Below are 25,666 nucleotides of genomic sequence, written 5' to 3' on the forward strand. Positions count from 1 at the left end.
CATGACCACCGTGGAAGAGGTGCTCGGACGCCCCGACCAGGGCGTCGACCGCCGGGCCAGGCGGGTGGCCGTCCACACGTTCCGTCCGCGGCGGTCCTGGCCCGCGGTGATCACGGGCTTCGTGATCCTCCTCGTGGCCGTCGTGGCCGCCGCCGAGGTGATCTCGGCCCTGGCGGGAAGCCCGCTGGGGCTGATCCCGGTCGGCGCGGCCAGCGGGTACGCGGCGACCACGACCTGGTCGATGCCGTCGGTGCAGATCGCCTCGGCGGTCCTGGCGCTCATCGGGCTGGCCCTGATCGTGGCCGCCCTGGCCCCCGGACGGGGGCGCTGGACGGCCCTGCGCACCGACGACCCCGCCCTGGTGGTGGGGCTGACCCGGCCCGCGCTGCGCCGGGCGGTGGCCGCCGCGGCCGAGGGCGTCAGCGGCGTCGACGGCGTGCACGTGACGGTGCGCGGAAACAGGATCCGGGTGCACGCGCGCACCGGGATGCGCGGGTCGGAGGGGCTGCCCGCCGAGGTGACCGCGGCCGTGGAGCGGCGGTTGGAGGAGCTGGCGCCGCTGCGCAGCATGCGGATCGCCACCCACGTGCGGTACGCGGAGGGTTGACCATGGCTGGTGACAGGTCGCGCAGGTCGGCGCGGGGGAATCGGTGGGGGCTGGCGGTCGTGGGGGCGGTGCTGCTCGTCGCCGGGCTGGCGTCGCTGGCCGCCGGGCGCGGCCTGTTCGGCGGGGGAGCGGCCGACAGCGTCCTGCTCGGCCCCGGGGCCCGGGAGGCGCTCGACCAGCAGTGGGTGCCCTACGCGGTGGTCGCGGTGGCCTTCGTCGCCGGTTTCCTGGCCCTGCGCTGGCTGATGTCCCAGGGGCTCAACGACACGGTGGGGCGCCTGGTCCTGGAGCGCGGTGAGCAGGGGCGGGTGGAGATGTCCGAGAACGTGGCCCGCGGCGCCCTGGAGCAGGAGGTCGCCGACTACCCGGGCGTGCGCCGCGCCCGCGCGAGGCTGACCGAGTCCGCCGAGGCGCCGCACCTGCGCCTGGCGCTGACCCTGGACGACGACGCGGACGTGGCCGGGGTGTGGCGGCGGGTGAGCTCGGAGGCGCTGGCGAACCTGCGCCGGGCGCTGGACCTGGAGCAGGTCCCGGCCGTCGTGCGGATGTCGATGACGGCACCGGCCAAGAACCCGCGGCGCAGCCTGGCCTGAGCCGTTGCCGCCGATTGTCGGCGCCTGCTGTTAGCTTCGCCACATGACTCGAACGACTTTCGTGAACCTGCCCGTCAAGAGCGTCGACGCCACCCGGGAGTTCTTCAGCGCGCTGGGCTTCGGCTACGACGAGGCCTTCTCCGACGACAGGGCGCTGTGCATGGTCGTCAGCGACACCTCGCGCGTCCTGTTCCTGTCCGAACCCTTCTTCGCGGAGTTCACGCCCTCGGGGATAGCCGACACCTCCGCGGGCGCGGAGGTGATCACCTGCCTGAGCGCCGACAGCCGTGAGGACGTGGACCGGATCGCGGAGGCCGCCGCCGTGGCCGGGGCGACCCACGCCAGGACCATCGAGCACACCGGCATGTACTCGCGCTCCTTCGCCGACCTCGACGGCCACCTGTGGGAGTTCCTGTACATGGACGCGACCGCCGCCATCTCCTGAGCGACGGCGGGCACGGGCCCCGGGGCCCGCACCCGCCGATCGCGTCAGCGCACGGCGTCGCGCTCGTGGCGGATCCGGCCGTCGCGCAGCACGGTGCGCACGCTCGTCTCCGGCGAGGCCAGGACCCCGATGTCGGTGAGCGGGTCGCCGTCGACCACGACGAGGTCGGCCCGCGCCCCGTCACGCAGGGTGCCGACGACCCCCTCCAGCCCCAGCAGCCGGGCGGCGTTGACGGTGGCGGCGCGCAGCACGTCCGCGGCGGGCTGGACCCGGCCGCGGATGGCGAACTCCTGGCTCTGGCGGTCCTGCATGCCGCCGAGCAGGTCGCTGCCGAAGACCAGGTTCACCCCGGCCTCGTGGGCCATGCGCAGGGCGTCCAGCCCCCGGTCGAGCACGGTGTCCACCTTGGCCTGGCTGGCCGCGGGCAGCCCGTTGGCGGCCCCCTGCCGGGAGAGTTCCTGGTAGGTGACCAGCGTGGGCACCAGGTAGGCGTCGTGCTCCAGGAACAGCTCGATGCTGCTCTCGTCGATGAGGTTGCCGTGCTCGATGCAGCGCACGCCCAGGCGGAGCCCGCGGTTGACGGCGCGGGCGGTGTAGGCGTGGCCGGTCACGTAGCGGTTGGCCGCCTCGGCCTCCTCCACCACGGCCCGGATCTCGTCCTCGGATGACTGGGTGGAGTCGATGCGGTCGGTGGGGGAGGCGACGCCGCCCGAGAGCATGATCTTGAGGTGGTGGGCTCCGGTGCGCAGCTGCTCGCGGGCCGCGCGGCGGAACTCCACGGGCCCGTCGCAGACGATGCCCGCGCCGGGGCAGCAGGCGTGGGTGTCGTTGCCCTGGCGGCCGGGCGTGCGGAAGTCGCCGTGGCCGCCGGTCTGCGACAGCGCCTTGCCGCCGAACATGAGCCGGGGGCCGTCGACGAGCCCCTCCTCGACCGCCCTGGCCAGCCCCCAGTCGCCCCCGGCGACGTCGCGGACGGTGGTGAAGCCGCGCCTGAGCATGTCGCCCAGGGACCGTCCCGCGTAACTGGCGACGTAGGCGGGCGACTGGTCCATCGCGGCGCCGAGGTCGGCGCTGAAGGCGGTCGGGTGCACGTGGGCGTCGATCAGGCCCGGCATGAGGGTGGCCCCCGCCAGGTCCACGGTCGGCACCTGCGGTCCCACCTCGGGCGGAGTTCCCCGGCCGCTGCCCGCGACGAGGCCGTCCCGCACCAGGAGCCAGGAGCCGGGGGTCCTCGTGCCCGCCTCGGGGTCGAGCAGCCCGGCTCCCGTGAAGAGGATGTGCGGTTCTGACTGGCGGGTCATGGATACCTCCGTCGGGGTTCGCGTTGTTGCAATATATGTTGCACCACGGGGAGGGGGCCACCCCGCGGGGGTGGTATCGCTTGGGGGTGCGGCGCGGTCCGGGGCGCCGGGACGGAGGGGTGATGGCGGACTGGATCGAGGCCGCGCTCGGCGGCGGACGCCTGGGCCGCGCGGCCGAGCGCGTGGTCAGGGTGCTGCGGGACGAGCCGAGGTTCGCCTCCTACGCGAGCACCGCCGAGCTCGCCGAGCGGGCCGGGGTCAACGTCGCCACGGTCGTGCGGGCCGCGCAGGCCCTGGGGTTCACCGGCTGGCCCGCCCTGCGCGTCGAACTGCGCTCGCGCTACCTGGCCTCGCTCAGCGCCGGAGAGGTCCTGGCCGAGCACGCCGGGTCCGACGCCGACCCCGTGCGCGAGGCCTTCCGCGCCGACCGCGAGGGGCTGCGCGACCTGGAGCGGACCCTGGACCCCGCCCGGGTGCGCGCCCTGGCGGGCGCGGTGCACGGGGCGCGCCGGACGCGGGTGGTGGGCTCGGGCACCTTCGCGGCGCCGGGCGTGCAGCTCGCGCACGCCGCGGGGATCATGGGCTACGACGTGGAGCGCCTGGATCTGGGCGGCACCGGCCTGGTCAGCGCGCTGGCGAGGATGGGCCCCGGCGACCTGCTGCTGGCGTGCGACCTGTGGCGGCTCCCGGTCGCGCTGCGCTCGGCGGCGCGGGTGGCCCGTGAGCGGTCGGTGCCGGTCGCGGTGATCACCGACCGCAGGGACTCCCCGCTGGTGGAGGGGGCGGCGCACGTGCTGCTGGTGCCCAGCGAGGGCGTGGGCATGTTCCCCTCGCTCACCCCGGTGATGGCGGTCGTCCACGCGGTGCTGGCCGAGCTGGCCCGCCTCGGCGGGGACGCGGTGCTGGCCGCGGTGCGCGACACCGAGCGGCTCTGGGAGAGCACGGAGCTCTTCTGAGCGACGCAGGGGGGAACGACCTGGGAAGACGCGGTGACACGACTGTGACGTGATCAGGGTCACGTTCGCTGCAATAAGTGTTGCACTTCACGCGGCGGGGCTGCTTACATGGCCCGGTCGGACCGCCTCCGGAAGGCCGGTCCCTCGCGTCCACATCCCCTGCTTTCTGAACCTCGCCGCGAAGGTGGCCCATGCAGACGACCCATCTCGTGATCCTCGCCGTGTACATCCTGGCCATGATCGGGATCGCCCTCTACTTCGCGCGCTCGGGCAGGCTGCGCGGCGGTGACGACTTCCTGTTCGCCGGACGCAGCCTCCCCCGTCCCGTCATGATCGCCACCATGCTGGTCACCTGGGTCGGCTCGGGCACCATCATCGGCGGCGCCAACTTCGCCTACACCTACGGCCCCATGGCGGGCATGGTCTTCTTCGCGGGGACGCCGCTGGGCATCCTGGTCCTGCTCCTGGCGGCCCGCCGGATCCGCCGGGCGTCCCGGCACACCATCCCCGAACTGCTGGAGGTGCGCTTCGGCATCGGGGTGCGCACCGTCGCCGCCGTGGTCACCACCATCGCCTTCCTGGGGCTGACCGCCTCGCAGTTCGTCGGCGGCGGGTACGTCGTCAGCCTGGTCACGCCGCTGACCGCGACCCAGGGGACGCTGTTCGTCGCGGCCGTCGTGACGCTGCTGACCGTCACCGGCGGCCTGTTCTCGGTCGCCTACACCGACTTCGTCTCGGCCATCCTCATCGTGCTCGGCCTGTTCGTGTCGCTGCCGCTGGTGTTCGCCACGGTCGGCGGCCCCGGCGCCTACTGGGAGGGCCTGCCCGAGCAGGCGACCACCTTCAGCGGCGGGCTCACCGCCCTCCAGCTCCTCGGCTACTTCCTCCCGCTCTTCCTGCTGCTGCTCGCCGACCAGAACATGTACCAGCGCCTGGCCGCGGCCAAGGACGAGCGCGAGGCCCGCTCCTCGACCGCGGGCATGCTCGTGGGCAGCTTCTTCGTCTTCGTGCCCGTCGTGCTGCTCGCCACCTGCGCCGCCATCCTCATGCCCGGCATCAACGGCGACATGGCGGTGCTCAGCCTGGCCTCCGAGGGCTACCTCCCGGTGGTGCTGGGCGGCCTGATCCTGGCCGGGGCGGTCGCCTTCGTCATCACGACCGGGTCCTCGTACATGCTCTCCTGCGCCTCCAACGTCGCCTACGACCTGTACGCCCGCTTCGCCGGGGACGGTGTGGACGAGCGCCGCAAGCTCGTGGTCCAGCGCCTGTCGGTCGTGGGCATCGCGCTCGCGGGCCTCGCGCTGAGCCTGTTCTTCCCGACCGTGCTGGAGCTGCAGATGTACTCCTACACGGTCTACGGCGCCGCGATCACCCCGGTGGTCCTGTCGGTGCTGTTCTGGAAGCGCGCGACCACCGCGGGCGCCGTCGCGGCGCTGGTGGTCGGCGCCGCCACCACCATCGGATGGCAGGTCGCCGGGACCCCGGGCGGCCTCAACGCGGTCATCGCCGCCCTGCCCGCCGCCCTGGTCGCGCTCGTCGTGGCCAGCCTGGTCACCAAGGCCCCCGACCCCGCGCGGGTGGCCGCGGCCGAGGCGCCCGCACCCACCGGGACCGACGCCTGACACACGCGGGGACCGCTCCCGACCGGGCGCGGTCCCCGTGCTCTCCTCCCACGCCCCGGCGGGCGGGCCACGGCGGCCGGGAGGAAGACCGGCCCCTCAGCACTCGATGACGTTGACGGCCAGGCCGCCGCGCGAGGTCTCCTTGTACTTGTCCATCATGTCGCGGCCCGTGTCGCGCATGGTCCGGATGACCTTGTCCAGCGACACGAAGTGGCTGCCGTCGCCGCGCAGCGCGATACGCGCGGCGCTGATCGCCTTCACCGAGGCCAGCGCGTTGCGCTCGATGCACGGCACCTGCACCAGGCCGCCGATGGGGTCGCAGGTCAGCCCCAGGTTGTGCTCCATGGCGATCTCGGCGGCGTTCTCCACCTGCGCGGGGGTGCCGCCCAGCACCTCGGCCAGCCCGGCGGCGGCCATCGAGGAGGCCGAACCCACCTCGCCCTGGCAGCCCACCTCGGCGCCCGAGATCGACGCGTTCTGCTTGAACAGGATGCCCACGGCCCCCGCGGTCAGCAGGAAACGCACCACGCCCTCGTCGCCCGCGCCCGGGCTGAAGTGCAGGTAGTAGTGCAGTACGGAGGGCACGATGCCCGCGGCCCCGTTGGTCGGCGCGGTCACCACGCGGCCGCCCGCGGCGTTCTCCTCGTTCACGGCCAGCGCGTAGAGCGTGATCCAGTCGCTGCCGCGCATGGGGTCGGAGTCCACCCCCGTCGGCGCCAGCAGCCCCGACTCGTCGCAGTTGCCGCCCAGCTGCCGGTACAGGCGGTGCGCCCGCCGGGGCACCTTCAGCCCGCCGGGCAGGCTGCCCTCGGTGGTCACCCCGCGGCGCACGCACTGGCGCATCGCCTCCCACAGCACGAGCAGCTCGGCCCTGATCCGCGCGGGGGAGCGCCCGAAGGCCTGCTCGTTGGCGAGCATCACCGCGCTGATCGACATCCCGGTGTCGGCGCAGATCCCCAGCAGCTCCTCGGCGCTGGAGAAGGGGTGGGGCACCCGGGTGTCGTCGGCCTTGATCCGGTCCGCGCCCGCAGCGCGCTCGTCCACGACGAACCCGCCGCCCACCGAGTAGTACACCTTCGCCGCCAGTTCGGCGCCGGAGGAGTCCAGTGCCACGAACCGCATTCCGTTGGGGTGGTCGGGCAGGCTCTCCCTGCGGCGGAAGTCCACGTCCACGGCCGGGTCGAAGGCCACCGGCGGCCCTGCGGGCCCGCCCAGGTACAGGGTCCGCTCCCGGCGCACCCCCTCCACCAGTTCGGGCACCGCGTCCACGTCCACGTGCTCGGGGGTGTGCCCCATCAGTCCCAGGACCACCGCGCGGTCGCTGCCGTGCCCCTTGCCGGTGAGCGCCAGGGAGCCGTACAGCTCCGCGCGCACGCGGGCCACGCCGTCGAGCAGGCCCTCCTCGCGCAGTCCGGCCACGAACGTGCGCGCGGCCTTCATCGGCCCGACCGTGTGCGAGCTGGACGGTCCGATTCCGATCTTGAACAGGTCGAACACGCTGATGGCCATGGCTGTCCTCCTCGTCGAGTACAGGGCCCGGGGCATGAGATCGCCGTGCGGGGCCGCCCGGCCCCGCACGGCACGGCTCTACAGGTTCGGGTAGAGCGGGTACTTCGCGGTCAGCGCCTGGACCCGGCCGCGCAGCGCGGCCTCGTCGAACTGCGGCTTGAGCGCCTCGGCGATGACGTCGGCGACCTCGGCGAAGTCCTCGTCGCCGAAACCGCGGGTGGCCAGCGCCGGGGTGCCGATCCGCAGGCCGGAGGTGACCATCGGCGGACGCGGGTCGTTGGGCACCGCGTTGCGGTTGACCGTGATCCCGATCGAGTGCAGGCGGTCCTCGGCCTCCTGGCCGTTGAGCTCGGAGTTCACCAGGTCCACCAGGACCAGGTGCACGTCCGTGCCCCCCGAGAGCACCTTCACGCCGACCTCGGCCGCGTCCGGCCGCGTCAGCCGCTCGGCGAGCAGCCTGGCGCCCGAGACCGTGCGGCGCTGGCGGTCGGCGAACTCCTCGCCCGCGGCGACCTTGAGGGCCACCGCCTTGGCCGCGATCACGTGCTCCAGCGGCCCGCCCTGCATGCCGGGGAACACCGCGGAGTTGATCTTCTTGCCCAGCTCGGCCCTGGCCAGGATCATGCCGCCGCGCGGGCCGCCCAGGGTCTTGTGCGTGGTCGTGGTGACCACGTCGGCGTGCGGCACCGGGTTGGGGTGCAGCCCCGCCGCGACCAGACCGGCGAAGTGCGCCATGTCCACCATCAGGAGCGCGCCGACCGAGTCCGCGATCTTGCGGAAGCGGGCGAAGTCCAGCTGGCGCGGGTAGGCCGACCACCCGGCGACGATCATCTTGGGCCGGTGCTCCTCGGCGAGCGCCTCGACCTCGTCGTAGTCGACGGTGCCGTCCTCGTCGCGCACGTGGTAGGCCACCGCGTTGAGGATCTTGCCGGAGTAGTTGATCTTCATGCCGTGGGTCAGGTGGCCGCCGTGGGCCAGGTCCAGGCCCAGGATGGTGTCACCCGGCTTGAGCAGCGCGAAGTACACGGCCGTGTTGGCCTGCGCGCCCGAGTGCGGCTGCACGTTGGCGTGCTCGGCGCCGAACAGCGCCTTGGCGCGGTCGATGGCGAGCTGCTCGACGACGTCGACGTGCTCGCACCCGCCGTAGTAGCGGCGGCCCGGGTACCCTTCCGCGTACTTGTTGGTCAGGACGGTGCCCTGAGCCTCGATCACCGCCTGGGGGGCGAAGTTCTCCGAGGCGATCATCTCCAGGGTGTCGCGCTGGCGCGCCAGCTCCGCGTCGACCGCGGCCGCCACCTCGGGGTCCAGTTCGCCCAGCGTCTGGTTGAGCGTGTTGTCAGTAGCCATCGGGGGCCTACTCCTCGCCTTCGGTCAGCTTGGTGTACTCCTCGGCGGAGAGAAGGTCGGAGGGCTCCTCGGAGATCCGGGCCCTGAACAGCCAACCGTCCTCGAAGGGCGAGGAGTTGATGGTCTCGGGCTCGTTCTCCAGGATCGCGTTGACCTCGGTGACCTCACCGCTCACGGGCGAGTAGACGTCGCTGACGGACTTGGTGGACTCCACCTCGCCGCACGGCTCGTCCGCGGTCACCTCGCTGCCGACCTCGGGCACCTCGACGTAGACGATGTCGCCCAGGGACTCGGCGGCGAACGAGGTGATCCCGACGGTGGCGATCCCGTCCTCGACCACGACCCACTCGTGTTTGGCGGTGTAACCCAGCTCCGTGGGAACGCTCACTTCAACTCTCCTTGGAGGTGTTCCATTTTCCTGCCGCGCGCCCGTACGGCTGCCCGGCCCGGCCTACGCCCGGTCGCGCCCCGTGCGTGCGGGTCCCCTGTGGGGGGATCCCGCCGTGCCGGGGGCGTGCGGGCCTTCGGGGTGTGAAGGCCCCTGCTCCTACGACTGCCGCTTGTAGAACGGCAGCTCGACCACGTCGACGTCCTCGCCCCGCCCGCGCACGTCCACGGTGAACGCGCCGGTCGAGGTGTCGAGGTCGCCGTCCACGTAGGCCATGGCGATGGGGCGGCCCAGGGTGGGTGAGGGCGCGCCGCTGGTGATGGTTCCGACGGGGGTGCCGTCGCGCAGGACCTCCTGGCCCTGGCGCAGCGGGCGGCGCCCGCGCGCGACGAGGCCGATGAGGCGGCGGGGGCGGGAGGAGCGGGAGGCCTCCTCCAGGGCCGCGCGGCCCACGAAGTCGCCCTTGTCGAACTTCACGACCCGGCCCAGACCGGCGTCGAAGGGGGTGAGGTCGGCGGTCAGCTCCTGCCCGTACAGCGGCATCCCGGCCTCCATGCGCAGGGTGTCGCGCGCGGAGAGCCCGGCGGGGACGAGGCCGTGCCGTTCGCCCTCGGCCATGAGGGCCTCCCACACCTTGGGGGCCCTGTCCGCGGGGCTGACGAAGATCTCGAAGCCGTCCTCGCCGGTGTAGCCGGTGCGGGCGAGCAGGACGGGCTCACCGGCGACGGTGTGCTCGTACCCGGCGTAGTAGCGGATGCCGTCCAGGTCGGCGTCGGTCAGCGGTGCCAGGACGTCGACGGCTCGGGGTCCCTGGACGGCGATCAGCGCGTACTCGGCCGACTCGTCGCGGACCTCGACGTCGAAGTCCGCGGCCCGCTCGGCCAGGGCCGGGGCGACGACCGCGGTGTTGGCGGCGTTGGCCACGACGAGGTACTCGTCCTCGCGCAGCCGGTAGACGATGAGGTCGTCCAGGACACCGCCGTCCTCGGCGGTGATCATGGAGTAGCGGGCGCGTCCCACCTTGACCTGGGACAGGTGGCCGACCAGCGCGTGGTCGAGGGCCTGGGCGGCCTGCGGGCCGGTCAGCCGGATCTCGCCCATGTGGGAGAGGTCGAACAGGCCCGCGGCCTCGCGCACCGCCCGGTGCTCGGCGGTCTCGCTGCCGTAGCGCAGCGGCATGAGCCATCCGGCGAAGTCGACGAGGGTGGCGCCGGCCTTCTCGTGGACCTCGCGCAGCGCTGTCGCGCGCGGCGCGGATGCGGCATCTGACATGGGCACTCCCGAGAGGATGGGCGTCGTGACGTGCGTGGCGTTGCCATCCTCCCCCTCTGTCATCTGTGCCTGAGAGCTTCGCCGCGCGCTCGGCGCGGCTTGCACCTTCGGCGAGGGACGGCTGTCCCTGCTTTCCAGAGTGGTCTCGCCCGTACGGTCCGCTGTGCCTGAGAGGTTGTCTTCGGGGAGGGATTGCTCCTTCGGCGGCCCGCGCTGGATACGCGGGCACTCTCCCGTACGGGGTCAGCAACACGTTCAGCCTAGCAGCGGCCGTGAACGGCACCCAAGGGTGCCCGGCGCCGCGCGGGAGCTCCCGCGCGGCGCCCGTGAGCGGCACCGTCGCGCGCCGTCCGCGCCTGTCCGCCGCGCTCCCTCCGGTCTCCGACACTCCGGCCGCCTCCACCCTGGAGCGGGAACGCGGGGATTAGCGTGTGCGGAGAGTTGCGGAGAGTACCGAGCGGGGAGGGAGACGGATGCGAACCGACACCGGGAGGGCGGCGCGCGCGCTCGCGGCCGGATGCGTCCTGTCCCTGGCCGCGGGCACGGGGTGCGCCGGGGCCGTGGACGGACCGCGGGAGCCGGACGGGCACTCCCGGGAGGGGGCGGAGGCCGGGCCCCCGCCCCTGACGCGGGGCGACGTGGCCGCCGTCGAGCGCGGGGACCTGGAGGCGGTGTTCGCCGACGCGGGCGTGGAGGGCACCTTCGTGCTCCACGACGTGATGGAGCGGGAGGCGACCGTGGTGGGGCCGGAGCGGGCCCGCGAGCGCGCGGTCCCCGCGTCCACCTTCGACCTCGTCAGCACCCTGGTGGGGCTCCAGACGGGCGCGGTCGGGGACGTGGACGAGGCGGTGCCCCACGGGGGCGGATCCCGGCCCGTCGACCGGCGGGAGCGGGACACGGCCCTGCGCGAGGCCCTGCCCGCCTCGAACGTCCCCGTCTACCAGGAGGTGGCCCGCCGGGTCGGGCACGGCCCGATGGCGGCCTGGGTGGACCGGCTGGACTACGGCAACCGTTCGGTGGGCGACGCGGACGCGCTGGACCGGTTCTGGCTGGAGGGACCGCTGGAGATCTCCGCGATGGAGCAGACCGCCTTCCTGGCCCGGCTGGCCCGCGACGAACTGCCCGTGGACGACGCGCACCAGGAGGCGGTGCGCGCACTCGCCGCCCTGGAGGAGGGCGACGGCTACGCCCTCCACGCCAAGGCCGGGCGTGGCCGGGAGGCCGACCCCGCGCCGGGCTGGTGGGTCGGCTGGGTCGAGCGCGGCGGGGACCTGTACACGTTCGCGCTGCGCGTCGAACCGGAGGGGGACCAGGACGCCGAGCTGGGCGAGTCCCTGGGACGGGAGATGCTCGTGGAGCTGGAGGTCCTGCCCGAGGAGGGGCGCACCGCCTGAGCGCCGCGCGGGCCCCGCGACGCGCGTCGGCCCGCCCCCGTCACGGGAGCGGGCCGACGCGCGTCCTCCGGGGGAGGCTAGGCCTTGCGGCGCTGGCGCACGGCCTCGGCCAGCTGGGTCAGCACCTCGCCGGTGGTCTCCCAGCCCATGCACTTGTCGGTGATCGACTGGCCGTAGGTCAGGGCGGCGGGTTCGCCCAGCTTCTGGGCCCCCTCGACGATGAAGCTCTCCAGCATCACGCCGATGACGCCCTTCTGGCCCTCGGCGACCTGGGCGGCGATCGCGGCGGCCACACCGGGCTGGCGGGTGTGGTCCTTGCCGCTGTTGGCGTGGCTGGCGTCGATCATCAGGCGGCGGGGCAGCCCGGCGCCCTCGATGACGTCCAGGGCGGCGTCGACCTGCCCGGCGCCGAAGTTGGGGCCGCTGCGGCCGCCGCGCAGGATGACGTGGCAGTCCGGGTTGCCCTCGGTGACGACCACCGAACCGGCGCCGGTGGGGTCGATACCGAAGAAGGTGTGCGAGGCGGCGGCGGCGCCGACCGCGTCCACGGCCACCTGGACGTCGCCGTCGGTGCCGTTCTTGAAGCCCACGGGCGTGCTCAGGCCACTGCTCAGCTGGCGGTGCACCTGGCTCTCGGTGGTGCGCGCCCCGATCGCGCCCCAGGAGACGACGTCGGCGATGTACTGCGGCGTGATGGGGTCGAGGAACTCGGTCCCGGCGGGCAGCCCGAGCGCGTTGATGTCCAGCAGCAGCTTGCGCGCGGTGCGCAGGCCCCGGTGCACGTCGTAGGTGTCGTCCAGGCCGGGGTCGTTGATCAGGCCCTTCCAGCCGACGGTGGTGCGCGGCTTCTCGAAGTACACGCGCATCACGACGCACAGCTCGTCGCGCAGGGAGGGCACCAGCTCCTTCAGGCGGCGGGCGTAGTCCATGGCGGACTCGGGGTCGTGCACCGAGCAGGGGCCCACGACGACCAGCAGGCGGTCGTCGTCACCGTCCAGCACCCGCTTGACCTCGGCGCGGGACTCCTCGACCAGGGCGCTGCGCTCGGCGCCCAGCGGGAGCTCGGCCAGCAGGTCCCGGGGCGCGATGAGCGGCTTGTAACTGGCCACCCGGGTGTCGTTGGTGCTCGGCATGGTGTTCCCCTCGGGTCCCGTCTGTCGTGTTTTCCGCTGTAGCCACGAAAACCGTCTTATGAAAACAGTAGCGCGGACGGTTCGGCGCTCCGCTGCCGCGTCGGCCGGCACGGTTCGGGTGACAGAAAACACCACACCGGTTTCGGGCGCCGAAAAGCGTCTCATAGCGTGAGACGGAATTCTCCCGGCTCGCGCGGCCATTTCCGTCGGGGGCGGCTCCGGAGCCCGGTCGGTCACCGCTCCAACCCCGGGAGGTCCTCCTCCCAGTACTCGCGCGGGTTGCGCGCGCCGTCGGCGACCGTGCCGCGTTCGGCCTCGGCCCGACGCAGCTGCACGCGACGGATCTTACCGGAGACGGTCTTGGGCAGCTCACCGAACTCCAGGCGGCGCACCCTCTGGTGCGGTGACAGGCGCTCGCGCGCGTGGGCCAGGATCGACCGCGCGGTCTCGGCGTCGGGGGCCACCCCTTCGGCCAGGGCCACGTACGCCTTGGCCACCGCCAGCCGTAGCGGGTCGGGAGAGGGAACGACGGCCGCCTCGACCACGTATTCGTGCTCGACCAGAACGCTTTCGAGTTCGAATGGTGAGATGCGGTAATCTGAGGCCTTGAACACATCGTCGGATCGACCGATATAGGTAATGTAACCGTTCGAATCCCGGCTGGCGATGTCACCGGTGCGGTAGCGGCCCCCGCGGACCACCTCGCGGCTGAGGCCGGGGTTGTCGGCGTAGCCTTTCATCACCCCCACCGGCTCCCGGGCCAGGTCCACGCAGATCTGCCCGGTGTCGGCGGGCTCGTCGGTGGCCGGGTCCGTCAGCACCACGTCGTAGCCCGGCATCTCGCGCCCCATCGACCCGCGCACCACCCGCTGACCGGGGCCGTTGCCCAGCAGTACGGTCGTCTCGGTCTGCCCGAACCCGTCGCGCACGGTCACGCCCCAGGCCTCGCGCACGCGGTCCACCACCTCGGGGTTGAGCGGCTCCCCGGCGGCCACCGCCTCGCGCAGCCCCACGTCCCACGCCGCGGGGCCGGCCTGCGCCAGCGTCCGCCACACCGTCGGCGGCGCGCACAGCGTGTCCACCCCGCAGCGCACGACCGCGTCCAGCAGCCCCGCCGCGTCGAAGCGCTCCTGGTTGACGACCAGCACCGTCGCCTCGGCGTTCCACGGCGCGAACACGCTGCCGTAGGCGTGCTTGGCCCACCCCGGCTCGGACACGTTGAGGTGGACGTCGCCCGGCCGCACACCCAGCCAGTACATGGTCGACAGGTGTCCCACCGGGTACGAGCGCTGGGTGTGCACGACCAGCTTGGGCAGGGCGGCGGTGCCGGAGGTGAAGTACAGCAGCAGGGGGTCGTCGGGGTGGGTGGGGTGCGGGGGGTGGAAGTCCAGACCGGCGTGCTCGGAGTCGGCGTAGTTCAGCCACCCCTCCATGTAGCCCGTGCAGATCCGCGTCCAGTGCCCCCGCAGCGGGGCGAACTTCTCGGTCTCGGCGGCCGAGCACACCACGTGCGCGATCTCGCCGCGCTCCAGCCGGTCCAGCAGGTCGCCCTCGGACAGGGAGGTGGGGGTCGGGCAGACCACGGCGCCGAGCTTGGTCGCGGCGAGCAGGGTCTCCCACAGCTCCACCTGGTTGCCCAGCATCAGCAGGATCCGGTCGCCCGGGCGCACGCCCTGGTTGTTCAGCCAGTTGGCCACCTGGGCGGAGCGCTCCGACATCCGCCGGTAGGTGTACCTGGCCTGGCCGCCGTCCTCCTCCACGATCCACAGCGCCGTCCTGTCCGGGCGGCGCCCGGCCACCTCGTCGAAGTAGTCCAGCGCCCAGTTGAACCGGTCCGACCGGGGCCAGGCGAACTCCCGGTGCGCCCTCTCCTGGTCCTCGCGCAGGTCCAGGAGCAGGTCCCGGGCGGCGCGGAACTCGGCCGCGCCCTCGGCTGCCGTCTCTCTCGACATGTGGCGACCTCCGGTTCGTGGACAGGGCGCCGACCGCACTGTCCGCCGGTCCCGCCCGGGCGGGGCGGTGCAACGGGTGTGCCCCGCTGGTCCTACCCGGGATGCGCCGCCGTGACGCTTGGGGCCCGTGGTCCGGACGGGCCCTTGACCTCGGGGGACGGTCCGGGCGTCCGGGCGGGGGCGGTGACCGCATGCGGCCCCGCGGGGCGGGTCCCGCTGGCTCTAGGATGTGTGGACATGGAGGAACTTCGCGGACACCACGGAACCTGGCGGATCGACGACGAGACGATCCGTGTCCGCTTCGACTCCGGCCGCAAGGTGCCCGCCCTGTTCCGGTCGCTGGGGAGCTGCTCGGTTCCGCTGGCCGCCGTCCGCGAGGTCGACTTCGACCGGGGCACCCGCAAGCACGGGTGGCGGCTGCGTCTGCGGCTGCTGGAGGGCGGCGACCCCTACGCGCTCCTGGGAGTCCCCGGCCGGGACGCGCTCACCCCGCTGCTGATCACCGGCCCGCACGACGGAGAACTCCTCGCCGAGTACTACTCCGAGCAGATCGCCTCCTCGGCCCGCTTCGCCCGCGAGACCCTGGCCGGGGAACTCGACCCGCGCGAGGTCGCCCGGGGGCTGGTGGCCCGGCCCCCGCTCCAGGTCCGCACCGCCGAGGGCACGGCCTCCTTCGACGGCACCCGCGTGCGCCTCCAGTGGGACAACTGGCTGGCCAGCACGGCCAAGCAGAAGGAGAAGGCCCGCGACTACCAGCTCTCCGAGATCGAGACCGCCCACTGGCACCCGCCGGTCGACGTCACCGAGGGTTACCTGCGCATCGTTCTGCGCGGGGTGACCCTCCCCGAGGCCACGGCGCTGGACCACGACTTCTTCACGCTCGCCTCGCACGGGACCAAGGGCAGCGAGGAGACCCTGCTGATGGCCGCCACCGTCAACGCCCACGTCGCGGCGGCCGAGGACCCCCGGCAGGAGCGCGTCGCGCTCGGAGCGGCGGACGACGACGGCAGCGAGGCGATCTTCGCCAAGATCCGCGAACTCGGGCGGCTGCACGCCGAGGGCCTGCTCACCGACGACGAGTTCAGCGCCAAGAAGGCCGAGCTGCTCGACCGCCTCTGACGGAGTCCCGCGTGTGTTCGCGCCCGGTGGACGCCTGGGACGCCGTACCCTCTCCTCGTCGTTCCCCGTCAGGCGTCCGCCGGACACCTCCGTCCGCGGCGCCCGACTCCGCCGGGGTCCCCGGGGAGGAACCACGTCCACGAACACGTCCACGAAAGGCCCCACGCTTTGCGTACCTTGTACCCGCCCATCGAGCCGTACGACTCGGGGATGCTCGACGTCGGCGACGGACACCGCGTCTACTGGGAGCTGTGCGGCAACCCCGCGGGCAAGCCCGTGGTGTTCCTGCACGGCGGCCCCGGCGGCGGATGCGTGCCCGACCACCGCAGGCTCTTCGACCCGGAGCGGTACCGGATCCTGCTGTTCGACCAGCGCAACTGCGGCCGCTCCACCCCGCACGCCAGCCAGATGGACACCGACCTGTCCACCAACACCACCTGGACGCTGGTGCAGGACATGGAGCGGCTGCGCGAGATGATCGGCGCGGAGTCCTGGCAGGTCTTCGGCGGCTCCTGGGGCAGCTGCCTGGCGCTGGCCTACGCCCAGCGCCACCCCGACCGCGTCAGCGAACTGGTCGTGCGTGGAATCTTCACCCTGCGCGAGAGCGAGCTGCGCTGGTTCTACCAGGAGGGCGCCTCCCAGCTCTTCCCGGACCTGTGGGAGTCCTACCTGGCGCCCATCCCCGAGGAGGAGCGCGGCGACCTCATCGCCGCCTACGCGCGCCGCCTGAACTCGCCCGACCGTGAGGAGCGCCTGGCCGCCGCGCGGTCGTGGAGCGTGTGGGAGGGGTCCACGGTCACCCTGCTGCCCAACCACGAGCTGCGCGAGCACCACGCGGACGAGGACTACGCGCTGGCCTTCGCGCGGATCGAGAACCACTACTTCGTCAACCGCGGGTTCCTGGAGCCCGACCAGCTCATCGACGGGGCGGAGGCGATCCGGCACATCCCCGGCGTGATCGTGCAGGGCCGCTACGACGTGTGCACCCCGGCCCGTACCGCCTACGACCTGCACAAGGCGTGGCCGGAGGCGGAATTCCACATCGTGGACGACGCGGGGCACGCGTTCAGCGAGCCGGGCATCCTGGACCACCTGATCGAGGCGACCGACCGCTTCGCGAAGTAGGCGGTCCGGCCCCGGGGCGGGAGGGCCGCCCCGGGTCTGCGCGCGGGACGCGGGGGTGGGGCCCCCACACGCCCCGCGCCCCTGGGCCCCGCGCCCCGACCGGTCCGGCCGGGGCGCGGACGCGGCCGGGGCCGTGCGCGGGAGGGGCAGCGCGAGGCGTTCGCCGGGAGCGGGGCGGCGGGGACGTGCGCCCGCCGCCCTCCCTAGTAGCCGCGCTCGTAGGAGCAGCTCATCCCGGCCTGGCCGCCGATCTCGAACAGGCCCAGTTCGTCCAGCTGCTGGAGGCCCCGGTGGCGGGACAGGTTCCACGACGCGAACCCGGCGTCGTCGGCCTCCTCCACGAGGTCCTGGAACCCCACCAGGGCGCAGTCGCGTTCGCCGCCCTCCAGTTCGAGCAGACCGGGGATCGCGTCGGCGGACAGGTCGCGCAGGTACCAGGTGTCGACCGTGGACAGGTCCAGGTCCCGGTGGCTCTCGGCGATCCGCAGGTCCGGGTTGCCGTAGGCGAACACGGCCAGCGCCGTTCCGGCCAGGGCGGCCGTGACCCGGGGCAGCCAGGCCGCCGACCGGCCCAGGGTGTCGAGCGCGCCCGCCACGAGCAGCAGGCCGAACACCCCCGCGCTCCACACGATCCACGCCTCGGCGCTGGCCCGCATCCGGGTCAGCCCGTAGGTGTCGATGTACAGCTGCAGGCGCAGCATCGCCGAGGCCAGGATGACCAGGGTGAGCGTGCACAGCAGCCCGAGCAGGGCGTTGCGCAGGACACGGGTGGTGCTGGAGGGCAGCACGCGCACGACCACCGCGATGACGCACAGGACGAGCAGGCTGACCACGACCAACTGGAAGAAGCCCTGGCGTGCGTACTCGGCGTAGGTGACCCCGGCGACGCGCTGGACGTACTCGTCACCGCCGAACATCGCTACGGCCTGCACCGCGAGGAACGCGGTGAACAGGAGGACCAGGGCACCGAGCGGGATCGTCCACACCCACACCGGCAGGGGAGTCCGCTCGCGGGAGGGGCTCAGGGGGAGGGGGTCCACGGGAGTGGTGTGGGGGGCGTGCCTCTGCGCGTGGCGGCGGCGCGCGGCCAGCACGGCGGAGCCGGTGAGCAGCATGGCCGTCACCATGGCGAACAGGTCGCCGAACGGGTTGAAGTCGCCCTCCCGGAACAGGTCGGTGAACATCCGGCCCAGGTAGCTGCCGAACACCGGGTCGGCGAAGGCGAAGAGCACGCCGAAGACGAGCAGCAGCCCGACGGTGGCCACGGTGGTGACCAGGACCGGTCCGACCAGGCGGCGGGACCGCGAGCTCTGTAGCGGCGCGGCCAGGAACCGCGGTGTGGAGGGCAGGTTGCGCAACAGGGCGAGCGAGCCGGTGACGACGCCCACCGCGCCCTGGCGGGAGGCGGGGTCGCGCGCGGCGAAGGCCATCGAGGCGAAGAGGAAGGACGCGGTCAGGGTCCACAGGAGCACCCAGCCCGCGTCGCGGAACACCGCCGTGAACAGCAGGGCGGCGGCGAGCGCGCCGTAGACCGCCGACCAGGTGTAGGAGTAGCGGTCAGGTGCGGATTCGGGGGCGGGGGCGGCGGAGGAGTGAGGAACAGAGGGGTGAGGAGTAGGGGAGACGGGGGCGTGTGGGGCTGCGGGGTCGGCGAGGGGCCGGGGTGAGGGCGTGACGGCTGGAGCGGTCCCGGTGGCCCCAGCGGTTTCGTCAGCACCGGCGGGGGCGGCCTCGGCGGCCTCACCAGGCTCGCCGGTCTCGGTAGTACCGGTGGCCTCCTCGCTTCCAGGAGCGCGTGTTCCGCTGGTGTCGGACCCGCTGTCCTCCGCGGCCTCGGGCCTGCCTGCGGCCCCGGTCGAGGGGGCGTCCCCGGAATCCTCACGGTTCTGTGCGGCCTCGGATGTGTTCCCGGTGTCCTCGGCCTCCGTCGCGGTACCGGAGGAGCTCCCGGACCGCGGTCCCCCGTGGTCCCCCGCGGGGTCGGGGAGGCCGGGGGCCTCGGTTGTGCGGGCCTTCGCGCCCCCATCGGCGTCGGAGGGGTTCTCGGGTCGCGGTTGCCCGTCGTCTTCGGCGGGACCGCCCTGTGCGACCGGACCGGAAACACCCGAACCCTTGGCCACGTGGGCTTCTGGAGCCCCCATGGTGCCAGAAGCGCTCCCGGGCCCGGGTTCCCCGCTTCGCTCCTCCCCGTCCTCCATGCCGCTCCCGGGGATGGCCGGGCGCGCCATCAGCGCGGCGAAGGCGGTCAGACCCGCGACCACACCGGTGATGACCAGGCCGATCCCGGGCCGGTCGAACGTGGCCAGCAGCGCGGCCACCACGCCGACGCCGAGCACGGCGACCGGCAGCCACGCGGGCGCACGGGGCAGGGGCACCCGCGGCCGCTCCCGGTACCGGTAGGCCGGGTCGTGGTACGTCTGCTGGTAGTGCTGCGCGTAGGACAGGTGCGCGAACGTCGTACCGTACCGCTGCGGTTCCTGGTGGGGGCTCCGCGGCCTTGCCTGCCCCGCCTGTCCCGGGTGACCCGTCTGACCCGGAGGGACCGGATACCCCCCATGCTCCGGCGGGCCCGGCTGTCCTGAGGCTTCCGACGGACTCGGCCGCCCGGTTCGTAACGGTGGATCCACCTGCCCTGGTCGCCCCTCCCGCTCCACCCGCCCCGGTGGACCCGGTGGCACGGGGGTCCCGTGCGGTCCCGGCACGGGGGCGGCCTCCGCCGCCGACCCACGGCTCTCGGGATTCCCGGTGGTCTCGTCCTCGCTCACCCGTGTGCCCCTTTCCCGACGGCACCGGACGGCCCGGTGCTGTCGGCAGTGGGACAGCGTGTGCGCACTGGTGGTTCACACAACATCCGTTTTATGGACAAAAGCGAAGTTTTGGACGTGCGTCGGTGTGCCCGTCCGAGCCCGTACAGCACGGCCGTCCCGGCTAGAGTCGGGGGTCACACCCCTTCCGCGCGAGGAGTCCAGCGACGATGCGAGTCGAGGTCGACTACGACCAGTGCGAGAGCAACGCCCTGTGCATGGCCGCCGCACCGGAGGTCTTCGAGGTCCGCGACGACGACTTCCTCTACCTGCTCACCGAGGAACCCGCCGCCGCGTCCCACGAACGCGTCCGCCAGGCCGAGCGCATGTGCCCCAAGAGGGCCATCACCGTGCGGGAGTGACCCCCGCGGCCGCCAACGCCTCGTCCCACGTCGTCGGCTTCTCCAGCAGACCCCGGTAGCGCATGGTCTTGGGCGTGGAGCGCAGCCCCAGCACACCGGTGAGCATTCCGCTCCGGCCGAGGAAGGCCACGAACTTTCGGTCCTCCGGGGAGCCGTGCACGAAGGCGACCTGATCGGCGGGCGCGCCCTGGCCCAGCAGCTGGACCTTCATCTTGTATTGGTCGGACCAGAAGTAGGGCACCGGAGTGAAGGGCGTGCGCCCGCCGTCGCCCGCCAACAGGTTGTGGGCCGCGGCCTCGCCCTGCTCGCCCGCGTTGGTCCAGTGCTCCAGGCGGATCCGCCCGCCGTAGCGCGGGTGCGGCCAGTTCGCCAGGTCGCCGACCGCGTACACGTTCGGCACCGAGGCCGCGGAGTACTCGTCGCACGCCACCGAGCCGTCGGCCAGCAGCTCCACCCCGGACCCGCGCAGCCACTCGGTGTTCAGGTGCACGCCGATCCCGGCGACCACGAGGGAGGCCTCCACCGCCGAGCCGTCGGCGAGCCGGACCCGCTCCACCCGGCCCCGGCCCTCGAAACCGGCCACGCCCACGCCCAGACGCACGTCGACGCCGTTCTCCCGGTGCAGCTCCGTGAGGACCTCGCCGATCCTCGGGTCCACGACCCGGGTCAGCGGTGTGGGCGCCGCCTCCACCAGGGTCACGTCCATGCCCACCGCGCGGGCGCTGGCCGCCACCTCGGCGCCGACGAAACCGGCCCCGACCACCACCAGGCGGCCGCCGGAGTCGAACTCCGACCGCACCGCCTCGGCGTCGTCCAGGGTGCGCAGCACGTACACGCCCGCCAGGTCGGTGGCGGGGCGGCGCGCCCGCGCGCCCGTGGCGATCACCAGGCCGTCGTAGCGCACCGTCGAGGCGGCGCCGCCCGGACCGGACACGCTCACCTCACGGGCCGCGGTGTCCAACCCCACGGCCCGGCTGCCCGGACGGAAGTCCAGGTCCAGCGCGTCCACGGCCTCGTCCTCGCGCAGGCGCAGCGCCCGGTGGCCCACCAGCCAGCCCGGGCCGCCGCCCGCGGGCTCCATGCCCACCCCGGTCAGGACCTCCTTGGACAGCGGAGGCCGCGAGTAGGGCCGGTGCGCCTCCTCTCCCAGGAGCGTCAGCCGCCCCTCGTACCCGCGTTCGCGCAGCGCCTCGGCCGTGTGCAGCCCGGCCATCCCCGCGCCGACGACGACGATGTCGTTGAGGGTGTCCCGCACGGTGGTGTCCCTTCCGGTGGTGGTTCCCCGAGGTCGGGGTCGGTCAGAGCGGGCGGACCTCGCCGACGGGGGCGCCACCTCCGAGGACGTCCACGCGCAGCCGGTCCTGGACGGGGGAGACGTCCACACCGAGGGTCCGCAGCGCGTCGAGTGCGACCAGCGTACGCGCCCGCTCCTCGGCGTCCCCGTCGCTGATCTTGACGGCGACGGTCTCGCCGGTGGCGGCGCTGAGCACCAGCACCCCGTCGGCGCCGATCTTGGACACCAGGCCGGGCATCCGCCTCATGAGGTCGGTGTCGATCCGGTCGCTGCCCGCCACGTACAGCGGGTGGGCGCTCATCGCCTCGACCACGGCCCGTTCCGGGCCGCCCTCGGGGGCGGTGCGCATGCGCCACAGGCCGCGGGCCAGACCGGTCAGGGAGACCGCCATCTGGGGCGCCCCGCAGCCGTCCACGGCGGTGTGCGCGACCGGCTCTTCGCACAGCTCCTCGATGGTCTCGCGGACCAGGACCTGGAAGGGGTGTTCCGCTTCCAGGTAGTCCCCGGTGCTCCACCCCCGGGCGACGCAGGCGGCGAGCATGCCCGCGTGCTTGCCCGAGCAGTTCATCAGCACGCGCTCGGGCTCGCGTCCGGCGCGTACGAACGCGGCGCGCGCCTCCTTGCCGCCGGGGGCGGCCGGGGGGCAGCCCAGGGCGTCGGCGGTGAGCCCGGCCGCGGCCAGGATGCGCTCGGTCTCGGCGGTGTGCGCCTCCTCACCGGAGTGGCTGCCCGCGGCGATGGCCAGCGAGGGCCCCTCCAGGCGCGCGCCCGCCCGCAGCATCGCCAGCGCCTGGAAGGGCTTGGCCGAGGAGCGCGGGAACATGGGCTGGTGCACGGGGCCGCGCGCGTAGGCGATCCGGCCGTCCGCGGCCAGTCCGACGACCGCGCCGTAGTGGACGCTCTCCAGCATTCCGGACCGGAGGACCTGTGCCAGGGGGACGTACTCGGGCAGCGGGCTCTGGGGCATGCGGGCTTCTCCTCGCCGTTGAGGTCGGGTCAGGGTGCGCGTGGAGTGTCCGCCTGTGGGTGGACACGACTGAGAACGTTACATAACCCCCCTTTCTTCCGGTCGCCGCGCGGTCGCGGAACCGGCCCGACCGCGGGCGCCCCGCGGCCTGGGGGCCCGCCCGGAGGGGTCGGCCGTCCCGCCGCCGGGAGGGGCCCGCCACGTGCGCGGGGTCCGCTGTCGGACGCGGGGAGTAAGGTCGTTGCCGGTACGCGGCGAGGTGGGACGGCCGTTCGGCACGAGGTACGAGGGAGTGGGGCACACGATGGGAACGCTGCGGATGGGCGCGCTGACCCGGCGCAGGGTCGGCATGCGGGCGGCGGACCTGGAGTACGCGGTGCTCGACATGGAGACCACCGGCCTCGAACCGCGCGAGGGCGCGCGCATCGTGGAGATCGCCGTGGTGCGCGTGCGCGGCGACGGCAAGTTCGTGGAGGAGTTCAGCACCCTGGTCGACCCGCGCGCGCCGGTGGGCGGCCGGGAGTTCCACGGCATCGGCGAGGGCGACACGGTGGGCGCCCCGACCGCGGCCCAGGTGGTGCCCAGACTCACCGAGCTGCTCTCCGGGGCGGTCGTGGTCGGCCACAACCTCGACTTCGAACAGCGCTTCCTCGCCTCGGAGCTGGTGCCCGCCGGGCTGCCCACGGGCCAGGCCGGGCTGTGCACGCTGCGCGCGCTGCGCTCCCAGGTGGAGCTGGAGCGGTACTCGCTGCCCAAGGCCTCCCACCGGCTCAGCGGCGACTGGCCGACCGGACAGCACACCGCGCTGGGCGACGCCCGGGCCTGCGCCAAGCTGCTCGCGGAGATGCTCGCCAACGCCCCCGGCGAACTGCGCTACGGCGGTCCCGCGCCCAAGCGGCTCGCGGTGCCGGACCCGGTCCCCGGCCCGGGCGGTGCGGCGGGGTCCGTCCGCTGGAAGCCGCGCACGTCGTCGGCGCCCGGCGGACTGCCCCCGCTGAGCCCCTGGCAGGCGCGGTGGCGGCCCCAGGAGCTGGACCCGCTGCTGTGCGGCGGGGCCTTCGGCGCCACGGACCGCGCCATCGCGGAGATGGCCGCGCACCGCGACACCCGCTTCCGCGAGCGGCTGGCCGCGGCCGCCGCGGTGACGGGCGGGCTCGCGGCCACCGCCGCGGGCGGCCTGCTGCTGCGCATGGCCGGCGGCGGGAGCACGCGCGACCCCGGTTACCCGGCCGGACGCGGCGACGGGTCCCCGGCGCGGCTGCTCGGCCGGATCGGCCGGTCCGTGCTCAGGGACCGGCCGGGGTTCACAGACCGGACAGGGTGAGGAAGAACGCCACGATCAGCGCGCTTCCGCCGAGTGTGGTGAGCAGCGCCTTGCCCGGTTCGGTGAGCCGGGCCGACACCAGTCTCACGCGGGGGCGCACCATCTCGGGGCTTCGCACGGCGGCCACGGAGCCGCCGCGGGCGGGGCGGGGCGCCGGAATCCGCCCGGGGACGTAGCTGGGGACCTTGTTGAACATGGCGACCGCCACCAGGACGGCGCCGAGGAGGATCAGTACGAGGGACACGTCGGAGAGGGCCTCACACTCGGTCGAAGGGGCGACCGCCCCGAGGGGCGGGCGGGGTCACCGATTCTGACCGATGTCGCCGTACCGTTGCGACTTGATATCGCCTCGCCAACGTTGTGGCGCAGGTTATGGGCCAGCCCTTATGACTGCTTGCTCACGAGTCACCACTGTGGGTGTTCCTCGCGGCGGTTTGCGGAAGAACGGTGTCCACGGTTTCGGTCGCCACGCCGAGGGCGCGGAGCACGAACCGTGTGACCAGGGCGTGGGTCTCGTCGAGGTCGATCTCCCCGCTGACGAGGGGCAGGCGCTGGGAGCCGACCATCGACAGGGCCAGCCGGGAGACGGGCTCGGCGGGCAGGGGGTCGAACTCTCCCGCGGCGGTGCCCTCCTCCAGGATCTCGGTCAGCAGTCGCTGCATGGGCGCCACGTGGGCGGCGAGCGCCTGGTAGGCGTCCGGGCCGAGGCTGGCCCCGAGTTCGGCGGCGGGCGGGTGCGGATGCGCCATGATGCCCTCCAGCTGGAGGCGGACGAACGCCGAGAGCCGCCGCGCCGCCGAGACGCCCGAGGGGAGTTCGCGCCTGTACCGCTCGACGAACGCGCTGTTGATCTGCTCGGTGAAGGCCAGGAGCAGCGCGGGCTTGTCGGGGAAGTAGTTGTACAGGGCGGTACGGGTGATCCCCGCGGAGTTGGCCACGTCGGTCATGGAGATGCGGTCGATCCCCTGGGTCCGGATCAGCTCGTCGACGGCGTCCATGATGCGATCCCGTGTGCGGGCACGGTGGGCGGCGATGGTCGGCGCCGTGATCTTGGGCATCCTCCTATGGTGTCACGCCCGGGGGCGGACCGTGGCGGTGTTCGGTGACCGTGCGCGACGGTGGTGACAGGGCGGCGGGGAGGGCCGGCGGGCGGTCGGTGGCGCGCACGCCGGCCACCGGTTCCGCCCGCGCGGGCGTCATCCCCGGGGCGCCGTCAGCGTACGGGTCAGGAAGTCCCGGATGTGGTCGGCGGTGCCGTCCAGGTGGCTCTCCAGCAGGAAGTGGCCGCCTCCGGGCACCAGGCGGATCTCGGCGTCCGGCAGGTCGCGGGCGAAGGCGCGCGCGCCGTCGGGGCCGAAGATGCGGTCCTCGGCTCCCCACACGGCCAGGAGCGGGACGCGGCTCTCCCGGAAGTACGCGTGCACCCGCGGGTAGAGGGGCGGGTTGGTGGCGTAGTCGCGCAGGAGGGCGAGCTGGACGAGGTCGTTGCCGGGGCGGCTGATGTCACGGTGGTCGGCCGTCCAGGTGTCGGGGTCGACCAGTTCGGGGCGGTCCACCCCGTGCAGGTACTGCCAGCGGACCGCGTCCAGGCCGAGGGCGGTGCGGACCGCCGGTTCCGTCGCGGGCCCCGGGTCCTTCGCGTAGGCCCACACGGGCGCCCAGAACTCGGGGACGAAGCCGTCCTCGTAGGCGTTGCCGTTCTGGGTGACCACCGCGGTGACCGCGTGCGGGGCGCGCAGCGCGAGCCGCCACCCGACGGGAGCGCCGTAGTCCTGTACGTACATGGCGTAGCTGGTGACGCCGAGCCCGGCCAGGAGCGCCTCCGTGACGTCGGTGAGCGCGTCGAACGTGTACGCGAACGCGTCGGCGGGTGGGGCGTCGGAGTGGCCGAAGCCGAGGTGGTCGGGGGCGATGACGCGGAACCGGTCGGCCAGCCGCGGGATCAGTCGGCGGAACATGCGCGAGCTGGTGGGGAACCCGTGCAGGAGCACCAGGGCGGGCGCGTCGCGGGGTCCGGCCTCCCGGTAGAAGACGCGGTGTCCGCGCACGGTGGCGTACTGGTGGCGGATCTCCGTCATGACTAACCCTCCAGGGGAACTTTGATGGTTATCTCCGCCCCCAGTGGAGCGGATGCGGGGTAACCTGTCAAATC

At 73.4% G+C, this 25,666-nt stretch carries 23 protein-coding genes and 1 riboswitch; of the genes, 10 read left to right on the forward strand and 13 right to left on the reverse strand.

Translation table 11 applies throughout. The features are described 5' to 3' along the window. Position 1 precedes the first annotated feature (1 nt). From EV372_RS16305 to EV372_RS16315, 3 genes are read left to right on the forward strand one after another with little or no spacing between them, the layout of a single operon-like run. Complete coding sequence (locus EV372_RS16305) at positions 2 to 607, forward strand: DUF6286 domain-containing protein (RefSeq protein ID WP_130396661.1); 606 nt, start codon at positions 2 to 4, stop codon at positions 605 to 607. A gap of 2 nt (positions 608 to 609) precedes the next feature. Further along, positions 610 to 1,200 carry an Asp23/Gls24 family envelope stress response protein gene (locus EV372_RS16310; protein ID WP_130396662.1) on the forward strand — a complete coding sequence of 197 codons (591 nt, stop codon included), beginning with the start codon at positions 610 to 612 and terminating at the stop codon, positions 1,198 to 1,200. A gap of 43 nt (positions 1,201 to 1,243) precedes the next feature. Next, positions 1,244 to 1,645, forward strand: coding sequence for a VOC family protein (locus tag EV372_RS16315; protein WP_253796734.1), 402 nt, complete (start codon positions 1,244 to 1,246; stop codon positions 1,643 to 1,645). A gap of 44 nt (positions 1,646 to 1,689) precedes the next feature. Here EV372_RS16315 and EV372_RS16320 read toward each other — a convergent pair whose 3' ends face one another. Continuing rightward, positions 1,690 to 2,946 (reverse strand): metal-dependent hydrolase family protein, encoded by a 1,257-nt coding sequence (locus EV372_RS16320; protein ID WP_130396663.1) that lies wholly within the window; start codon positions 2,944 to 2,946, stop codon positions 1,690 to 1,692. 122 nt (positions 2,947 to 3,068) lie between these two features. Between EV372_RS16320 and EV372_RS16325 the strand changes: the two genes are divergently transcribed. Together EV372_RS16325 and EV372_RS16330 are read left to right on the forward strand one after the other, a co-directional pair. Beyond that, on the forward strand, positions 3,069 to 3,902 hold the full coding sequence (locus tag EV372_RS16325) for a MurR/RpiR family transcriptional regulator (RefSeq protein WP_130396664.1): 834 nt from the start codon (positions 3,069 to 3,071) through the stop codon (positions 3,900 to 3,902). 191 nt (positions 3,903 to 4,093) lie between these two features. Then, positions 4,094 to 5,524, forward strand: coding sequence for a sodium:solute symporter family protein (locus EV372_RS16330; RefSeq protein WP_130396665.1), 1,431 nt, complete (start codon positions 4,094 to 4,096; stop codon positions 5,522 to 5,524). 96 nt (positions 5,525 to 5,620) lie between these two features. On the opposite strand, the gene EV372_RS16335 is transcribed toward EV372_RS16330, so the two are convergent. From EV372_RS16335 to gcvT, 4 genes are all read right to left on the reverse strand, one after another. Further along, on the reverse strand, positions 5,621 to 7,033 hold the full coding sequence (locus EV372_RS16335; RefSeq protein ID WP_130396666.1) for an L-serine ammonia-lyase: 1,413 nt from the start codon (positions 7,031 to 7,033) through the stop codon (positions 5,621 to 5,623). 78 nt (positions 7,034 to 7,111) lie between these two features. Beyond that, positions 7,112 to 8,380, reverse strand: coding sequence for a serine hydroxymethyltransferase (glyA, locus tag EV372_RS16340; RefSeq protein ID WP_130396667.1), 1,269 nt, complete (start codon positions 8,378 to 8,380; stop codon positions 7,112 to 7,114). 7 nt (positions 8,381 to 8,387) lie between these two features. After that, positions 8,388 to 8,768 carry a glycine cleavage system protein GcvH gene (gcvH, locus tag EV372_RS16345; RefSeq protein WP_019611404.1) on the reverse strand — a complete coding sequence of 127 codons (381 nt, stop codon included), beginning with the start codon at positions 8,766 to 8,768 and terminating at the stop codon, positions 8,388 to 8,390. A 159-nt stretch (positions 8,769 to 8,927) separates the two neighbouring features. After that, the gene (gcvT, locus tag EV372_RS16350) at positions 8,928 to 10,040 is read right to left on the reverse strand and encodes a glycine cleavage system aminomethyltransferase GcvT (protein WP_130396668.1); all 1,113 of its coding nucleotides are present in this window, start codon (positions 10,038 to 10,040) and stop codon (positions 8,928 to 8,930) included. Between the two features lie 144 nt (positions 10,041 to 10,184). Continuing rightward, a riboswitch (glycine riboswitch) is annotated at positions 10,185 to 10,286 on the reverse strand. Between the two features lie 227 nt (positions 10,287 to 10,513). Between gcvT and EV372_RS16355 the strand changes: the two genes are divergently transcribed. Further along, complete coding sequence (locus tag EV372_RS16355) at positions 10,514 to 11,434, forward strand: penicillin-binding transpeptidase domain-containing protein (protein ID WP_130396669.1); 921 nt, start codon at positions 10,514 to 10,516, stop codon at positions 11,432 to 11,434. A gap of 77 nt (positions 11,435 to 11,511) precedes the next feature. Here EV372_RS16355 and EV372_RS16360 read toward each other — a convergent pair whose 3' ends face one another. Together EV372_RS16360 and EV372_RS16365 are read right to left on the reverse strand one after the other, a co-directional pair. Continuing rightward, the gene (locus tag EV372_RS16360) at positions 11,512 to 12,567 is read right to left on the reverse strand and encodes a 3-deoxy-7-phosphoheptulonate synthase (protein ID WP_130396670.1); all 1,056 of its coding nucleotides are present in this window, start codon (positions 12,565 to 12,567) and stop codon (positions 11,512 to 11,514) included. Positions 12,568 to 12,800: 233 nt separating this feature from the next. Then, positions 12,801 to 14,519 carry an AMP-binding protein gene (locus EV372_RS16365; RefSeq protein WP_130396671.1) on the reverse strand — a complete coding sequence of 573 codons (1,719 nt, stop codon included), beginning with the start codon at positions 14,517 to 14,519 and terminating at the stop codon, positions 12,801 to 12,803. Positions 14,520 to 14,756: 237 nt separating this feature from the next. Between EV372_RS16365 and EV372_RS16370 the strand changes: the two genes are divergently transcribed. Both EV372_RS16370 and pip read left to right on the forward strand, forming a co-directional pair. Further along, positions 14,757 to 15,638 carry a DUF4429 domain-containing protein gene (locus tag EV372_RS16370; protein ID WP_130396672.1) on the forward strand — a complete coding sequence of 294 codons (882 nt, stop codon included), beginning with the start codon at positions 14,757 to 14,759 and terminating at the stop codon, positions 15,636 to 15,638. A gap of 168 nt (positions 15,639 to 15,806) precedes the next feature. Next, positions 15,807 to 16,763, forward strand: a complete 957-nt coding sequence (pip, locus tag EV372_RS16375; protein WP_013151485.1) for a prolyl aminopeptidase — start codon at positions 15,807 to 15,809, stop codon at positions 16,761 to 16,763. Between the two features lie 203 nt (positions 16,764 to 16,966). Here the strand turns inward: pip and EV372_RS29455 are convergent, their stop codons facing one another. Then, a complete protein-coding gene (locus EV372_RS29455; protein ID WP_486483985.1) occupies positions 16,967 to 19,138 on the reverse strand; it encodes a DUF4153 domain-containing protein in 2,172 nt (723 codons plus the stop codon). A 599-nt stretch (positions 19,139 to 19,737) separates the two neighbouring features. Here EV372_RS29455 and EV372_RS16385 point away from each other — a divergent pair. Next, positions 19,738 to 19,929 (forward strand): ferredoxin, encoded by a 192-nt coding sequence (locus EV372_RS16385; protein ID WP_130396673.1) that lies wholly within the window; start codon positions 19,738 to 19,740, stop codon positions 19,927 to 19,929. On the opposite strand, the gene EV372_RS16390 is transcribed toward EV372_RS16385, so the two are convergent. After that, the gene (locus EV372_RS16390) at positions 19,913 to 21,184 is read right to left on the reverse strand and encodes an FAD-dependent oxidoreductase (RefSeq protein WP_130396674.1); all 1,272 of its coding nucleotides are present in this window, start codon (positions 21,182 to 21,184) and stop codon (positions 19,913 to 19,915) included. The genes EV372_RS16385 and EV372_RS16390 overlap by 17 nt on opposite strands. 43 nt (positions 21,185 to 21,227) lie before the next feature. Continuing rightward, positions 21,228 to 22,190 (reverse strand): asparaginase, encoded by a 963-nt coding sequence (locus EV372_RS16395; protein ID WP_130396675.1) that lies wholly within the window; start codon positions 22,188 to 22,190, stop codon positions 21,228 to 21,230. A gap of 304 nt (positions 22,191 to 22,494) precedes the next feature. Here EV372_RS16395 and EV372_RS16400 point away from each other — a divergent pair, with 304 nt between their 5' ends. Next, positions 22,495 to 23,514, forward strand: a complete 1,020-nt coding sequence (locus tag EV372_RS16400; RefSeq protein ID WP_130396676.1) for a 3'-5' exonuclease — start codon at positions 22,495 to 22,497, stop codon at positions 23,512 to 23,514. On the opposite strand, the gene EV372_RS16405 is transcribed toward EV372_RS16400, so the two are convergent. From EV372_RS16405 to EV372_RS16415, 3 genes are all read right to left on the reverse strand, one after another. Beyond that, on the reverse strand, positions 23,495 to 23,758 hold the full coding sequence (locus EV372_RS16405; protein WP_130396677.1) for a hypothetical protein: 264 nt from the start codon (positions 23,756 to 23,758) through the stop codon (positions 23,495 to 23,497). The genes EV372_RS16400 and EV372_RS16405 overlap by 20 nt on opposite strands. A 154-nt stretch (positions 23,759 to 23,912) precedes the next feature. After that, positions 23,913 to 24,572 (reverse strand): TetR/AcrR family transcriptional regulator, encoded by a 660-nt coding sequence (locus EV372_RS16410; RefSeq protein ID WP_130396678.1) that lies wholly within the window; start codon positions 24,570 to 24,572, stop codon positions 23,913 to 23,915. A 138-nt stretch (positions 24,573 to 24,710) separates the two neighbouring features. Further along, complete coding sequence (locus EV372_RS16415) at positions 24,711 to 25,592, reverse strand: alpha/beta fold hydrolase (RefSeq protein ID WP_130396679.1); 882 nt, start codon at positions 25,590 to 25,592, stop codon at positions 24,711 to 24,713. Positions 25,593 to 25,666: the final 74 nt, after the last annotated feature.

This window comes from Nocardiopsis sp. CNZ308 (genome assembly GCF_004217075.1).

Bases quoted from the DNA above. Each gene is read 5' to 3' on its own strand.
- gcvT (WP_130396668.1), bottom strand. From the start codon at position 10,040: ATGTCAGATGCCGCATCCGCGCCGCGCGCGACAGCGCTGCGCGAGGTC.
- EV372_RS16330 (WP_130396665.1), top strand. From the start codon at position 4,094: ATGCAGACGACCCATCTCGTGATCCTCGCCGTGTACATCCTGGCCATG.
- EV372_RS16400 (WP_130396676.1), top strand. From the start codon at position 22,495: ATGGGAACGCTGCGGATGGGCGCGCTGACCCGGCGCAGGGTCGGCATG.
- EV372_RS16360 (WP_130396670.1), bottom strand. From the start codon at position 12,567: ATGCCGAGCACCAACGACACCCGGGTGGCCAGTTACAAGCCGCTCATC.
- glyA (WP_130396667.1), bottom strand. From the start codon at position 8,380: ATGGCTACTGACAACACGCTCAACCAGACGCTGGGCGAACTGGACCCC.
- EV372_RS16355 (WP_130396669.1), top strand. From the start codon at position 10,514: ATGCGAACCGACACCGGGAGGGCGGCGCGCGCGCTCGCGGCCGGATGC.
- EV372_RS16365 (WP_130396671.1), bottom strand. From the start codon at position 14,519: ATGTCGAGAGAGACGGCAGCCGAGGGCGCGGCCGAGTTCCGCGCCGCC.
- EV372_RS16315 (WP_253796734.1), top strand. From the start codon at position 1,244: ATGACTCGAACGACTTTCGTGAACCTGCCCGTCAAGAGCGTCGACGCC.
- EV372_RS16325 (WP_130396664.1), top strand. From the start codon at position 3,069: ATGGCGGACTGGATCGAGGCCGCGCTCGGCGGCGGACGCCTGGGCCGC.
- EV372_RS16395 (WP_130396675.1), bottom strand. From the start codon at position 22,190: ATGCCCCAGAGCCCGCTGCCCGAGTACGTCCCCCTGGCACAGGTCCTC.
- EV372_RS16415 (WP_130396679.1), bottom strand. From the start codon at position 25,592: ATGACGGAGATCCGCCACCAGTACGCCACCGTGCGCGGACACCGCGTC.
- EV372_RS16410 (WP_130396678.1), bottom strand. From the start codon at position 24,572: ATGCCCAAGATCACGGCGCCGACCATCGCCGCCCACCGTGCCCGCACA.
- EV372_RS16385 (WP_130396673.1), top strand. From the start codon at position 19,738: ATGCGAGTCGAGGTCGACTACGACCAGTGCGAGAGCAACGCCCTGTGC.
- EV372_RS16370 (WP_130396672.1), top strand. From the start codon at position 14,757: ATGGAGGAACTTCGCGGACACCACGGAACCTGGCGGATCGACGACGAG.
- EV372_RS16310 (WP_130396662.1), top strand. From the start codon at position 610: ATGGCTGGTGACAGGTCGCGCAGGTCGGCGCGGGGGAATCGGTGGGGG.
- EV372_RS16320 (WP_130396663.1), bottom strand. From the start codon at position 2,946: ATGACCCGCCAGTCAGAACCGCACATCCTCTTCACGGGAGCCGGGCTG.
- EV372_RS16335 (WP_130396666.1), bottom strand. From the start codon at position 7,033: ATGGCCATCAGCGTGTTCGACCTGTTCAAGATCGGAATCGGACCGTCC.
- EV372_RS16305 (WP_130396661.1), top strand. From the start codon at position 2: ATGACCACCGTGGAAGAGGTGCTCGGACGCCCCGACCAGGGCGTCGAC.